We start from the raw sequence: 13,076 nt of genomic DNA, 5'->3' as shown, positions 1-13,076 counted from the left end.
TCAATTCGGGGTTTCACCCGCTGTTAATAACAATCAGGTAGCGCTGGGGCAGAGTAGCCATTGTGGAAACCATATGCCTTTTTCGCGGATCAGCCTTTTAGAACCCACACAATCGCCGCGCATCGGTGCGATACAACACGTGCTGGTGGTGGATGACAGTAAGCTGCAGCGCAAAATCCTGTCGGTTGCCCTCAGGCGGTGGGGATTTGACGTGGCGGAAGCGGCAAGTGGTCACGAGGCGCTGGAGTTTGCTGCGGTGAAGCGACCCGATTTAGTACTAAGCGATTGGATGATGCCGGGCATGTCGGGGTTAGAACTTTGTGCGCGATTTCGTGAAACCGAGGGTGAGGAATATAGTTATTTCATCCTTCTGACCTCCAAAAACGAGAAAGAAGAAGTGGCGCTTGGGTTAAACAGCGGTGCAGATGATTTCCTGTCAAAACCGGTGAACAATAACGAGCTGCGCGCGCGTATCGCAGCCGGCGAGCGTTTGGTCGAAATGCAGCGTGCAACGGCGCAAGCCAATAGCGCGCTGAGTGAGGCACTGGATGAGCTACAGCTCCTTTACGATAATATTGACCGTGACCTGCAAGAAGCGAAAAAGCTTCAGCAATCTCTGGTAAGGGAACGGTTTCGCAAGCTGCATTGTGGTGACATTTCGCTGATGTTACGGCCTTGTGGCCATGTGGGTGGTGATCTGGTGGGTTTTTTTGAGGCTGGCATCCGGCATGTCGGGGTCTATGCGATCGATGTATCCGGTCACGGGATCAGTTCGGCACTGATGACAGCGCGGCTGGCGGGCTATCTCTCAAGCGTAGCACCCGACCAAAACGTTGCTTTGCGGCGGAATGCACATGGGCAATTTGTACCACGACGACCCGAAGATGTGGTTTCTGCTCTGAATACGCTTGTTCTGGAGGAGATGGAGACTGAGCATTATTTCACATTGTTACTTGGCTTTGTAGAACTGGGAACCGGGCGGATTGTACTGTCACAGGCGGGGCATCCTCATCCCGTGGTCCAACGTGCGAACGGCACCATAGAACAGTTTGGCGCAGGCGGGTTTCCTGTCGGGTTGGTGAAAGACGCAGTTTTTGAGCAGTTTGAATTACAGTTGGCTCAAGGGGATCGCCTTTTAATCTTGTCAGATGGCGTGACGGAATGCACAAAACCCAATGGTGAGATGCTGGCAGAAGAAGGGCTGGCTGCGCTGATGACTGAGCTGCAAGAGGTATTCGGGCCAGCGTTTCTTGAGGCGTTGATATGGCGCCTGACCGAGTTTAACGGGAGTAGCGATTTTGAAGACGATATATCAGCGATCTTGTTTGAATATCACGGCCTAGAGGCGACATAAGCTTCAAGAAACATCCTGTCGCCGTCATTTCCCAAGGCCGCAATCGCATCATCGGCGTCAAGAATCACTGTTTCATGGTCAGGCTCAATCGGCGGATGAAGCTGACGGGTAGGGCGTGCCACATAAACGTGGCACAGCTTCTCTGCCCAAAGATCATATTCGGGCATAAATACAAAACGGCGAAAGGCGCCAAGGCGCAGGGGCTGCGCGATGGACCAGCCAATTTCTTCACGGACTTCACGGTAGAGCGCTTGCAGGGGGCTTTCACCGGGGTCAATGCCCCCACCGGGAAGCTGTACATCAACCTTTTCACCCATGTGTACGGTCATCAAAAATCGACGGCCGATGGGTAAAATCACATACGCACCGGTCCGCAGAGTATACTTCTGGCCACGTTTTGGTACTTCGCCGATACGTCTGATCATGGTCGCCCCTTTTTGTCACGGCTTGTTCGCCCTACATAGACGGGGTATGCCAATCACTTCGCGGTAAGGATAGACGAAAATGACAGATGCAAACATCAGCGGCTGGGACGACACGGTTCTGCCATTTCAACTTGATAACTCGGATATTCGCGGGCGAATTGCACGGCTTGATACGGCGCTGGGCGGTATTCTGGAGCAGCATAACTATCCTCCGCAGGTAGAAGCATTAGTCGCGGAGATGGCATTGTTGACCGCGCTGATCGGTCAAACCATGAAATTACGTTGGAAATTGCAGCTACAGGTGCAATCCAAAGGCCCCGTGCGGATGATTGCAACGGATTATTACGGTCCTGAAGAAGATGGCGGGCCTGCCCGTATCCGTGCCTATGCCAGCTATGATGAAGATCGCCTGACCGATGGCGCGCCGATTGACCAAATCGGCGAAGGCTATTTTGCTGTGATGATTGACCAAGGCAAAGGAATGACGCCCTACCAAGGGATTGCGCCGCTGGTTGCGGGCAGCCTGTCCAAATCTGCAGAAGGTTATTTCGCGCAATCAGAGCAGTTGCCAACGCGGTTTGAGTTGAGCTTTGGAAAATCTACCACCGCTGATGCCCCTGAGCATTGGCGCGCAGGCGGCGTTATGCTGCAACACATGCCCAAAGCCTCGCCATTTGCGGCGCAGGTCGAAGGCACGGGTGAGATTTTGCAGCCTGTTGATCTGTTGGAAGATGATGAAAAAGAAAACTGGAACCGCGTGAACATCTTGCTTGATACAGTAGATGATTTGGAATTAATCGGTCCCACGTTGGAACCGTCGGCTGTTTTGCTGCGGTTGTTCCACGAAGAAAAGCCACGTGTTTTTGACAAACAGCATGTGCATTTCGGCTGCACTTGTTCTGAAGAACGTGTGCGCCAAAGTTTGTCCATCTATTCTGCGGCAGACATCGGGACAATGGTCACGGATGACGGGCGCGTCACTGCAGACTGCCAATTCTGTGGCAGTCACTATGATCTGGACCCGCTTTCAGTCGGGTTCGAAGCGACAAAAGATGCGTAAAAGCATCGATCATTTTCGCGCCGCTTTGGCGCAGACGGGTGTTGGTTCATCCGACTTTGATCTGAATCCTGATACGGTTTTGCCTGCGGGGCGCGTGTTGCGCCCTGCGGGTGTTCTGGCTCCGATTGTTGAAACTGATCAGGGGTTGGGATTGTTGCTGACCAAACGCTCAGCGGCACTTAAACATCATCCGGGGCAAATCTCTTTTCCAGGGGGTAAGCAGGAAGAGAGCGATGCGGATGTTATCGCTGCGGCGTTGCGCGAAGCCCATGAGGAAATTGGCCTGCCGCCAGAATGCGTTGAGGTCTTGGGAACACTGCCGCGTCACGAGACAGTGACCAGTTTTGACATCACACCCGTCATTGGCTTGGTCATAAAACCGTTCGACATACGGCCAGAGCCGGGTGAGGTAGACGAAGTGTTTACCGTACCGCTGGATCATATCCTGAACCCCGACAATTATCAGATCCAGTCGCGGCGTTGGCGGGGGCAGATGCGCCATTATTTTGTGGTGCCCTACGGCCCCTATTACATTTGGGGCGCAACTGCGCGTATGTTGCGAGCATGGACCGAGATTATACAAAAATAAACGCTTCAACAGCGCCTTGGCTCGCGGCAGCCTCGGCGCGCGCTGTTTGTGATGCGATTGCTGCAGGCGGACATCAGATTTTCTATGTGGGCGGTTGCGTGCGAAATGCATTGATGGGCGTGCCTATCAGTGATGTGGATATGTCCACTAGCGCGACACCCCAACAGGTAATCGAACTTAGCAAAAACGCAGGGTTGCATCCTGTGCCGACAGGCATTGATCATGGTACAATTACTGTAGTGTCTGGCGGCATTGGCTATGAGGTCACAACATTTCGCCGCGATGTTGAGACTGATGGCAGACGCGCTGTCGTCGCCTTTTCCAACGATATTACAGACGATGCTCGCCGCCGTGATTTTACGATGAATGCGCTTTATGCGGATGCCGACGGTACGGTGTTTGATCCGTTGGGCGGCATGGATGACCTGCGCGCGCGTCGCGTCAGGTTTATCGAAGATGCTGATCAACGTATTCAAGAGGACTACTTGCGCACGCTGCGCTATTTCCGGTTTCATGCGTGGTATGGGGATACCTCCGATGGGCTGGATGCAGATGCGCTTGCTGCAATATCCTCCAATTTATCCGGCTTAGAGACGCTTTCCGCAGAGCGGGTTGGATCGGAAATGCAAAAGTTACTTCAAGCGGCCGATCCGTCAACAGCATTGGCAGCTATGGCGCAAACAGGTACGTTAGGCACTATTTTGGCAGGGGCGGATACGCGATTTTCCTTGCTGACGATCCATAGTTCTGAGGTTTTAGGATTAACACCTGATTGGCTGGGCCGCCTTGTGGCGCTCGGCGGTAATGATGTGCCTGCAAAGCTGAGGCTGAGTAAGCAAGACCAGCGTCGATACGCCCAAATCCATGCCGCGGCGTTTGAAGGGCAATCGCTGCGAAAGGTGGCTTATGAGAACGGCGCGGATATTGCCACGCAGGCAGAGTTGATTCGCTGTGCCTTGGCCGAAACAATGCCGCTGACGCAAGATATCGCAGAGTTTGAACGCGCAGGGTCTCAGGTATTTCCTGTGTCGTCCGGTGATCTTATGCCTGAATATGAGGGGGCCGCGTTAGGTGCACGATTGGCGCAACTCAAGTCGGCGTGGCTTGAGTCTGATTTTAAGATGACAAACAGTGATTTGCTGGCCTTGCCTGTGTCTTCTAACCGAGATGGCAATTTGTAACATGGTTGGGTTAATTTTGGTTAACGCAACTAGGGGTAAACAACATGTTCCGATTTTTTGAAAACCTAGTGGACCCCTATGTGGACTACCCACAAGAGGATAACCCGCCGCGTGATTTGTGGCCGTTCTTTAAAAGCTACAGCCAGCCGTTCAAAAAGGTCTTTGCGATTACGGCCTTTATGTCAGTTCTGGTTGCTGGGGTTGAGGTCGGCTTGATCTATTATATGGGCCGTCTTGTTGACCTGTTGGGCCAAGACCCCAAGGCGATGTGGGCAGAGCATGGCACAGAGTTGTCCGTTGTCGCGTTTTTCATTGTATTTTTGCGCCCTGTCCTCCAGGCGATTGATGTCGCTTTGATCAATAATACGATTTTGCCCAATTTCGGAACGTTGATTCGCTGGCGTGCGCACCGTCAGGTGCTGCGGCAATCCGTTGGTTGGTTTGAAAATGACTTTGCAGGAAGGATCGCCAACCGGATCATGCAAACCCCGCCTGCCGCTGGTGAAGTGGTGTTTCAGGCCTTCGATGCCATCTCTTTTTCTTTGGCGTATTTGATCGGCGCGGCGTTGCTATTGGCTACTTCTGATCCGCGACTGTTGCTACCTTTGGCGATTTGGTTCGGGCTTTATATGGTTTTGTCGCGCTGGGCGCTCTCTCGGATCGGTCCTGCGTCCAAGGCGGCCTCTGATGCGCGGTCGGTTGTGACGGGGCGGGTGGTGGATGCTTATACCAACATTCATTCGGTCAAAATGTTTGCGCACCATGACCGCGAAGAATTGTACGCCAAAGAAGCGATCGAAGAAGCGCGCAAAACCTTTCAGGTCGAGCAACGGATTTTCACGACAATGGATTTTGCCTTGGTCGCGCTGAACGGGCTATTGATCGTTGGTGTTGTTGGTTGGGCGCTGGCGCTTTGGGTGCAGGGACAAGCCAGTGTTGGCGCTGTTGCCGCCGCCGCCACATTGACCCTGCGGTTAAACGCTATGACGGGTTGGATTATGTGGGCGCTGTCCTCTTTCTTTCGCCAGCTTGGCGTTGTGGCCGAGGGGATGGAGACGATTGCCCAGCCGATCACATTGGTCGATGGCCCAACGGCCAAGCCGCTGCAATTGTCCGACGGACGGATCGAAATGAAAGGCCTGACGCATCATTACGGGCGCAGTTCTGGCGGGTTGGACGCTATTGATCTGGTGATTGAGCCGGGACAAAAGATCGGGTTGGTCGGGCGGTCGGGGGCCGGAAAATCGACCCTACTCAAGCTTCTTTTGCGGTTTTATGACGCCGAGGCAGGGCGGATCGAGATTGACGGCCAAGATATCACCAGTGTCACTCAAGACAGTCTGCGCCGTCAGATCGGTATGGTGCAACAAGACAGTGCTTTGCTGCACCGCACAGTTTTGGAAAACATCCGTTATGGTCGGCCAGATGCAACCGAGGCCGAAGCGATATCCGCGGCGCAGCAAGCTGAGGCACATGAGTTTATTGAGGGGTTGCAAGACCCCGAAGGTCGCACCGGTTATGCCTCGCGGGTGGGCGAACGCGGCGTGAAGCTGTCTGGCGGCCAGCGCCAGCGCGTGACGCTTGCGCGTGTCATCCTAAAGGACGCGCCGATCTTATTGTTGGACGAAGCGACAAGCGCCCTAGATAGCGAAGTTGAGGCCGCGATACAGAAAACCCTCTATGGGATGATGGAAGGCAAGACTGTGATTGCCATTGCCCACCGCCTGTCCACCATCGCGCAGATGGATCGCATTTTGGTGCTGGATGAGGGGAAGATCGTTGAAGACGGTGACCATGACGCGCTTTTGGCCTCAGGAGGGCTATACGCCCAATTCTGGGCGCGTCAATCTGGCGGGTTCATTGGCGCAGAAGAAACGGAAGTTGAGTAAACGTGAATATCGGAAATCTGATCAAACCATTTCGCCCCGCTGAGGGGCCGCCCCCACAAGATTTGGGCGCATTCATGCGTTGGTGCCTGTCGGGCGCTTGGCCTGCGCTGTGGCTGGCAGCCGCGTTTTCGGCGCTTGCGGGAGTGTTGGAAGCAGGCACAGCCCTGATTTTGGGTTGGGTGATTGATGCAACGGTGGCCAGCGGGCCAGAGGCGTTTTTTGATGGGCGCAATACGGCGTTGATCATTCTAGCCATCGGGTTCTTCCTGATCGCGCGTCCGGTGCTGTTTGGCCTGTCGGCAGCGTCTAACGCGATTATTGTTCAGCCTAACGTCAACCCAATGGTCCTGTCGCGGCTGCATCGTTGGTCGTTGGGGCAGAACGTTAGCTTTTTCGACAATGATTTTGTGGGTCGCATCGCGCAAAAACAAATGCAAACGGCGCGGGCCGTGACGGATGTTGCGTCTGAGTTTATCAACGTGGTGGCCTTTGCACTGGCGTCCTTAGTCGGGTCCGTACTGTTGCTGACGGCGATCAATGGTTGGATTGCGGTGGGGCTGGCGATCTGGTTGGGGTTGTATTTTGCGCTCATCAAGTGGTTTCTGCCACGTATTCGGGGGCGGTCGGCAGCGCGGGCAGGGGCGCGTGCGATGGTGTCGGGGCAGGTGGTGGACACGATCACCAACATTAAAACGGTGAAATTATTTGCCCATGACGATCACGAAGACCGCGCCGCGTTGGGCGCGATGGAGGGTTTCCGCAAGAGTTCATTGGAATTTGGCTATCTCGCTGCTGGCTTCCGCTTTGCGTTGATGAGTCTTGCTGGCATTTTGCCAGTGTTGTTGATTGGCGCAACTGTTTTGCTGTGGCAACGGGGTATGGCCAGCGCGGGCGATATTGCCGCTGCGGGCGCCATTTCGATCCGTATCGCGCAGATGACGGGTTGGGTCAGTTTCACGCTAATGGCGATCTATTCTAATATCGGTGAAATCGAAGACGGAATGCGAACGCTGACGCCGCGCACCCGTCTGGAGGATGGTGTAGATGCCAAGCCGCTGAATGCGGCGCAAGGCGAAGTGCAGTTTGAAGGGCTTGGGTTCGCATACGGTCGCGAGACGGGCGGCATCGAAGAGATTGACCTAACCATTCATGCAGGTGAAAAACTAGGCGTTGTGGGGGCATCTGGCGCTGGAAAGTCGACTTTGGTGTCGCTGATGCTAAGACTCTATGAAGCGGAAAAGGGACGCATTTTGATTGATGGTCAGGATATTTCCGACGTGACCCAAGAGAGCCTGCGCCGTGCCATCTCGATGGTCACGCAAGAAACGTCGATGTTCAACCGTTCGGCCCGCGAAAACATCATGTATGGCCGCCCTGATGCCACAGAGGATCAGATGATCGAGGCGGCCCAAAAGGCCGAAGCGCATGAGTTCATCCTTCGGTTAGAAGACCATAAAGGTCGCACAGGATATGACGCGCATCTGGGCGAACGGGGTGTGAAACTGTCTGGGGGCCAACGCCAGCGGATCGCCTTGGCCCGTGCGATCATTAAAGACGCACCCATTTTGGTGATGGACGAGGCGACAAGCGCGCTGGATAGTGAAGTGGAAGCCTCGATCCAATCCGCGTTGGAGCGGGTGATGGAAGGTAAGACGGTCATGGCGATTGCACACCGTCTGTCTACACTGCGTGAGATGGACCGGATTGTCGTTTTGGATGAAGGCCGCATTGCCGAACAGGGTACACATGACGCACTTTTGGCTAAAGGTGGGCTGTATGCGGCATATTGGGAACGGCAATCAGGTGGGTTCTCGGATGTCAAAGCAGCGGAATAGGGGCTGGCGGGATGCCCTGTGCATCGCTATGGCAGGACTATGATAGAATATAAAATCAACCGCCTTGGAATTTACGGTGACGGCATTGCCAATGGACCTGTCTTTGTTCCGATGACGCTGCCCGACGAAGTTGTGACTGGTACGCTTGAGGGCGCAAACTTGAAGGACGTGAAAATTGTCACGCCTTCGGATGATCGTGTCTCGCCCCCCTGCCGCCATTTTAAATCCTGCGGGGGTTGCCAACTGCAACATGCGTCCGATGATGTGGTCGCAGCGTTCAAAACTGATATCGTGGCTCAAGCACTGGCCGCACAGGGTATCACCGCTGATATCCGCCCGATTGTGACATCACCTGCACAATCGCGCCGCCGTGCCACTTTTGCTGCGCGTCGCACTAAAAAGGGAGCGATGTCCGGCTTCTATGGCCGCGCGTCTGATACCGTAGTTGAAATTCCTGGGTGTCAGGTGGTCGTGCCTGAACTGCTGGAAGCCCGTGAGATTGCCGAAGCGTTGGCCGAACTCGGCGGGAGCCGCAAAGGCACAATTGCCGTAACGGTCACAACATCGCATATCGGGTTGGATGTGCAGGTCAGTGGCGGCAAGCCGATTGACGGACCTTTGCGCATTACACTGGCAGGCCTGTGTGACAGTCGCGGCTTTGCGCGGCTCACGTGGGAAGATGAAGTGATCGCACAGCGCGAACCGCCTGTTCAGCGGTTTGGTGCTGCGAATGTGTGCCCGCCGCCGGGCGCATTCATGCAAGCCACCGCCCATGGTGAGGCGCAGTTACTGGCGGCTGTGCAAGAAGCTGTGCAGGGTGCAAAACGTGTTGTTGATCTATTTTCCGGGTGCGGAACTTTCACGCTGCCGCTGGCGGAAAATGCCGAAGTGCTGGCCGTAGAAGGTGATGCCGACATGGTCGCCGCGATGGACAAAGGTTGGCGCATGGCGAAGGGTCTGAAGACAGTGACCCATCTGGCGCGCGATTTGTACCGCCGTCCGCTGCTGCCTGATGAATTCAAAAAGTTCGACGCAGTGGTCATCGACCCGCCGCGCAGTGGTGCAGAGGCGCAAACGGCAGAGCTGATACGCTCGGATATCAAGAGAATCGCCTATGTGTCGTGCAACCCTGTGACCTTTGCGCGTGACGTGGCGCAGTTGATTGCGGGTGGCTTTACATTGGATTGGGTTCAGCCTGTTGACCAGTTCCGTTGGTCGTCTCATGTAGAGATAGCAGCACAGCTGAGCCGTCGTTGAATCTATCACAATAGCGTTGGTGCCTAGATAATTTCACAATGATGTCTTTGTGAGTGCCCTGATTTTTGCTATGAGTTGGCCAGTAGATCCGAGAACAGGGTTAAAGTGGCAGGCAAATGAAACGCAGAAATCTTATTTTAGGGGGCGCCGCCGTGGCGTCGCTTGGGGCATGTGCCCAACAAGGAAAATTCCGGAATTACAACGGGCCAGCGGTTACTGGCATTGTTGTGAATAAGGGTGAGCGGAAGATGTATCTGCTTAACGAAGATCGTGTTGTGCAGGATCACAAGATATTCTTGGGATTCGCGCCCGAGGGCCACAAGCAGATCGAAGGTGATGGCAAAACACCTGAGGGGCTCTATCGAATCGATCGCCGTAACCCTAACAGCCGCTTTCATCTATCTTTGGGAATTTCATACCCGAACGCGGTGGATACGCGCACGGCGCGGGATATGGGGAAATCACCGGGTGGTGATATATTCATCCATGGCCAGAGGCACCCAAAGCGCCGCGATAAAGACGACTGGACTTGGGGCTGTATCGCCGTAAGCAATGATGAAATCGAAAAAATATATGCAATGATCATTGATGGCGTGCCAATCGCCATCAATGCCTGAACGCTAAAGGAAAATGGCGCTGACCCTTCGGGTCAGTTGCCAACCATCAGTGTCCACCAGATTTTGCCGTTATCTTCCTGAAACCACGAGAACCCCATGCGGCGTCCTTCGGTATCCATGATGATGCGACGGGTGTCTGGTTTTGCCATCCATGCGCTAAGGGTTTCGAGCTCAGTCTCGTAAGTTTCGGAGATTACCTCTCCGAGAAGTGTTCCTGAGAAGCCTGCGCGGCTGGCCCGTTCCACAGGGGATGATCCATCTGATCCAAAGTGCCAAGGGCGGTTTTGAACCTGCATATCACGTGAATGTGTTGCTGCGGCGGCTGTAAGCTGTGCGTCAAGCGCCAGCGGGGTCAAGCTTGAGGCACCGCGCAAAGCATTTACGGAATCAAGCATGCGGAAGGGCAGTTGCTGGGCCTCACGTTGGCTAATTTTGTAGGCACGCGGTACCATACGGCCATTGCTGTCAGTTGATGAGACGGGTTGGCAGGCCGTCAAGGCCATCGTGCCTACCAGAAAAAGAGTGAAAAGACGGATCATTACGCTACTCCAAGCCTATATTTCTCAAATGGCATACATGCTGGCGAGCAACAGTTCAAATGTACATCGCAACGATCCGCCTATCGATGTAGGGTTTGATTTGAAAACGTGTCTTTGAGGCAATATACGAAGGCCATAGAGCTTTTTAGCCGGAGACATGAGATGTCCAATACCACCTTTAAATTGAACACGCGCCGCGGCTTTATTGCCGGCGGGGCGGCACTGCTTGCTTCACCCGCATTGGCGCAGACCGCTATTGATGTGAACAGCCAGGCAACGACCGAAACAGAACGCGATGTAACAGAGGTGGTGCCACGCAACATCTCGAGTTTCCGCACGCTGTCTTGGGAGCCTTATTTCAGCGATACGAAAAACGGTGCGATTCTTGTCGATATTGATAGTCGCGCTGTTCATTACTGGTCTGAAGACCGGAGCGTTTATAAGCTCTACCCGTCTAGTGTACCTTTGACCCAAGAATTGACACGTCGGGGCCGCACACAGGTGACTGTAAAAGACCCGAACCCGTCGTGGCGCCCCACACCTTCTATGCTACAGCGGAATCCAGAGTGGCCTCCCTTTATCGGACCTGGTCCTGAAAACCCTTTGGGCACCCGCTCTATGCACCTGAGCTGGACATATTACCGAATCCACGGCACCCATGACACACGCAAAATTGGTCGTCGGTCATCCAACGGATGCATTGGTCTCTACAATGAACACGTTGAAGAGCTTTACAATATGGTCAACATCGGCACGCAAGTGTTGCTAATTTGACGACAAGCTTCACCGAGTATTATTCGTTTTGAAAATCTTTATTTCCTTTGGGGGAAAGATGCTATTAACGGGATATCACGAGGTAAGTTTACGGTGCGTTTCATGCTGAGAAACATGGCGCCCCATCTTCTGGAGGTAATTACTATGAAAAAACTCGTTCTCGCCGCTGCTCTGACAGCTGCCGCTTCTTCCGCTTCCGCTGGCTCGCTGGCAGATCCAATCATCGAAGCACCAGTCATCATCGAAGAAGCTTCTAGCTCTTCTGCCGGTGTTCTGGTTCCACTGTTGATCCTGGTTCTGGTTGCAGCAGCTTTGGCTGACTAAGTTTTAGTCTTTGGACTAAATTAAAAAGGCGGTGCGCTGTTGCACCGCCTTTTTGCGTTTCCGGCCTATGGAGTAAGGCTGTTGTTGTGGTTAGCAGGATCAGCCTGTGCCGATCCCGCTAGTTGTGAATGGACTTAGATCCAGCCTTGCAGGTTTTCCCGAATCACATTCGATAACGCGTTGATATGCGCATCATCATCGTTGAGGCACGGGATATAGGTGAACACCTCTCCCCCAGCGTGTTCAAAACTCTCAAAAATCTCTTCGTTGATTTCTTCCAGCGTTTCGATGCAATCGGCTGAAAATGCGGGTGCGCAAATCGCGATGTTCTTTTTACCTTGCTCGGCAAGTCGCGCCACTTCCTCAACGGTGTAGGGCTGCAACCATTCCTCAGGGCCGAATTTCGACTGGAAGGTGGTTGTGATCTCGGTATCAGCCCAGCCCAACCGCTCTTTCAGCAGGCGCGTGGTTTTCTGGCAGTGGCAATGATAGGGGTCACCCTCCATTAGATACCGCTGTGGGACCCCATGGTAAGAGCAGACCAGAATATCGGGCCGCGATTCAAGGGTGGCGTATTTTGCCTCAATGGATTGGGCCAGTGCATCAATATAATCGGGGCGATCGAAATACGGCTGCACTGTGCGGCTGGCAGGCTGCCATTTCTGGCGGCTGAGCGCTTCAAAGAATTTGTCGCAGGCAGTGGCCGAAGTGGCACCTGCGTATTGCGGATAAAGAGGGAAAAACAGAATTTTTTGGCAACCAGCCTTTACCATCGCGTCGACTTTGCTTTGCGTTGAGGGGTTGCCGTAGCGCATGCAGAAATCAACCATGACATTCTCGCCATAAGCCTCGGCCATTTCGGCTTTGATCTTGGCGGTTTGCGCCTTGGTGATCGTCATCAGGGGGCTTTCGTTTTCTGCGTGGTTCCAGATGGATTTATACGCGGCACCTGAGGTGAAGGGCCGTTTTGTGAGGATGATCAGCTGCAACAACGGCTGCCATTTCCACGTAGGGTAATCGATTACGCGTTGATCCGAGAGAAACTCGCTCAGGTAGCGGCGCATTGACCAATAGTCATAATTATCGGGCGTTCCCAGATTAGCCAATAACACCCCAATTTTTGGGCGCGGCACGGTTGGGTGGTCTGCATTTGCGTGTGTTGGGCGTGGGTCGGTCTGCATGTTTGTCATGGTGCCATCCTGCGTAAATTCGAAATCTCAAATAGATAGATT

Annotated in this window: 13 protein-coding genes; 10 read left to right on the top strand and 3 right to left on the bottom strand. The window is 53.9% G+C overall.

The window, feature by feature from the left end; genetic code table 11:
* The first annotated feature begins 73 nt into the window (after positions 1–73).
* Positions 74–1,354, top strand: coding sequence for a PP2C family protein-serine/threonine phosphatase (locus tag GGR95_RS08620; protein ID WP_184564837.1), 1,281 nt, complete (start codon positions 74–76; stop codon positions 1,352–1,354).
* Here GGR95_RS08620 and GGR95_RS08615 read toward each other — a convergent pair.
* The gene (locus tag GGR95_RS08615; RefSeq protein WP_184564835.1) at positions 1,333–1,779 is read right to left on the bottom strand and encodes an NUDIX domain-containing protein; all 447 of its coding nucleotides are present in this window, start codon (positions 1,777–1,779) and stop codon (positions 1,333–1,335) included. The genes GGR95_RS08620 and GGR95_RS08615 overlap by 22 nt on opposite strands.
* Before the next feature lie 79 nt (positions 1,780–1,858).
* On the opposite strand from GGR95_RS08615, the gene hslO reads away from it, so the two are divergent.
* The 7 genes from hslO to GGR95_RS08580 all read left to right on the top strand — a co-directional run bounded on the left by hslO (position 1,859) and on the right by GGR95_RS08580 (position 10,207).
* Positions 1,859–2,839 carry an Hsp33 family molecular chaperone HslO gene (gene hslO / locus GGR95_RS08610; protein WP_184564833.1) on the top strand — a complete coding sequence of 327 codons (981 nt, stop codon included), beginning with the start codon at positions 1,859–1,861 and terminating at the stop codon, positions 2,837–2,839.
* Positions 2,832–3,428 carry a CoA pyrophosphatase gene (locus GGR95_RS08605; RefSeq protein ID WP_184564831.1) on the top strand — a complete coding sequence of 199 codons (597 nt, stop codon included), beginning with the start codon at positions 2,832–2,834 and terminating at the stop codon, positions 3,426–3,428. The genes hslO and GGR95_RS08605 overlap by 8 nt, the downstream gene beginning before the upstream one ends.
* A complete protein-coding gene (locus tag GGR95_RS08600) occupies positions 3,404–4,609 on the top strand; it encodes a CCA tRNA nucleotidyltransferase (protein ID WP_184564829.1) in 1,206 nt (401 codons plus the stop codon). The genes GGR95_RS08605 and GGR95_RS08600 overlap by 25 nt, the downstream gene beginning before the upstream one ends.
* Positions 4,610–4,653: 44 nt before the next feature.
* Complete coding sequence (locus tag GGR95_RS08595; protein WP_184564827.1) at positions 4,654–6,498, top strand: ABC transporter ATP-binding protein; 1,845 nt, start codon at positions 4,654–4,656, stop codon at positions 6,496–6,498.
* A 2-nt stretch (positions 6,499–6,500) separates the two neighbouring features.
* The gene (locus GGR95_RS08590) at positions 6,501–8,333 is read left to right on the top strand and encodes an ATP-binding cassette domain-containing protein (RefSeq protein WP_184564825.1); all 1,833 of its coding nucleotides are present in this window, start codon (positions 6,501–6,503) and stop codon (positions 8,331–8,333) included.
* Positions 8,334–8,372: 39 nt separating this feature from the next.
* Positions 8,373–9,590, top strand: coding sequence for a class I SAM-dependent RNA methyltransferase (locus GGR95_RS08585; RefSeq protein ID WP_184564823.1), 1,218 nt, complete (start codon positions 8,373–8,375; stop codon positions 9,588–9,590).
* Between the two features lie 116 nt (positions 9,591–9,706).
* Positions 9,707–10,207, top strand: coding sequence for a L,D-transpeptidase family protein (locus tag GGR95_RS08580; RefSeq protein WP_184564821.1), 501 nt, complete (start codon positions 9,707–9,709; stop codon positions 10,205–10,207).
* 32 nt (positions 10,208–10,239) lie between these two features.
* On the opposite strand, the gene dalA is transcribed toward GGR95_RS08580, so the two are convergent.
* Positions 10,240–10,746, bottom strand: a complete 507-nt coding sequence (dalA, locus tag GGR95_RS08575) for a divisome-associated lipoprotein DalA (protein WP_184564819.1) — start codon at positions 10,744–10,746, stop codon at positions 10,240–10,242.
* A 162-nt stretch (positions 10,747–10,908) separates the two neighbouring features.
* On the opposite strand from dalA, the gene GGR95_RS08570 reads away from it, so the two are divergent.
* Together GGR95_RS08570 and GGR95_RS08565 are read left to right on the top strand one after the other, a co-directional pair.
* The gene (locus tag GGR95_RS08570) at positions 10,909–11,520 is read left to right on the top strand and encodes a L,D-transpeptidase (protein WP_184564817.1); all 612 of its coding nucleotides are present in this window, start codon (positions 10,909–10,911) and stop codon (positions 11,518–11,520) included.
* A 144-nt stretch (positions 11,521–11,664) separates the two neighbouring features.
* Positions 11,665–11,844 (top strand): hypothetical protein, encoded by a 180-nt coding sequence (locus GGR95_RS08565; RefSeq protein WP_184564815.1) that lies wholly within the window; start codon positions 11,665–11,667, stop codon positions 11,842–11,844.
* A 134-nt stretch (positions 11,845–11,978) separates the two neighbouring features.
* On the opposite strand, the gene hemH is transcribed toward GGR95_RS08565, so the two are convergent.
* Positions 11,979–13,034: a ferrochelatase gene (hemH, locus tag GGR95_RS08560; protein ID WP_425506387.1), complete on the bottom strand. Its 1,056-nt coding sequence runs from the start codon at positions 13,032–13,034 to the stop codon at positions 11,979–11,981.
* Positions 13,035–13,076 lie beyond the last annotated feature (42 nt).

The sequence above is a fragment of the Sulfitobacter undariae genome (genome assembly GCF_014196805.1).
Classification (GTDB): domain Bacteria; phylum Pseudomonadota; class Alphaproteobacteria; order Rhodobacterales; family Rhodobacteraceae; genus Sulfitobacter; species Sulfitobacter undariae.
This window is presented reverse-complemented; position numbering and strand designations above follow the sequence as displayed.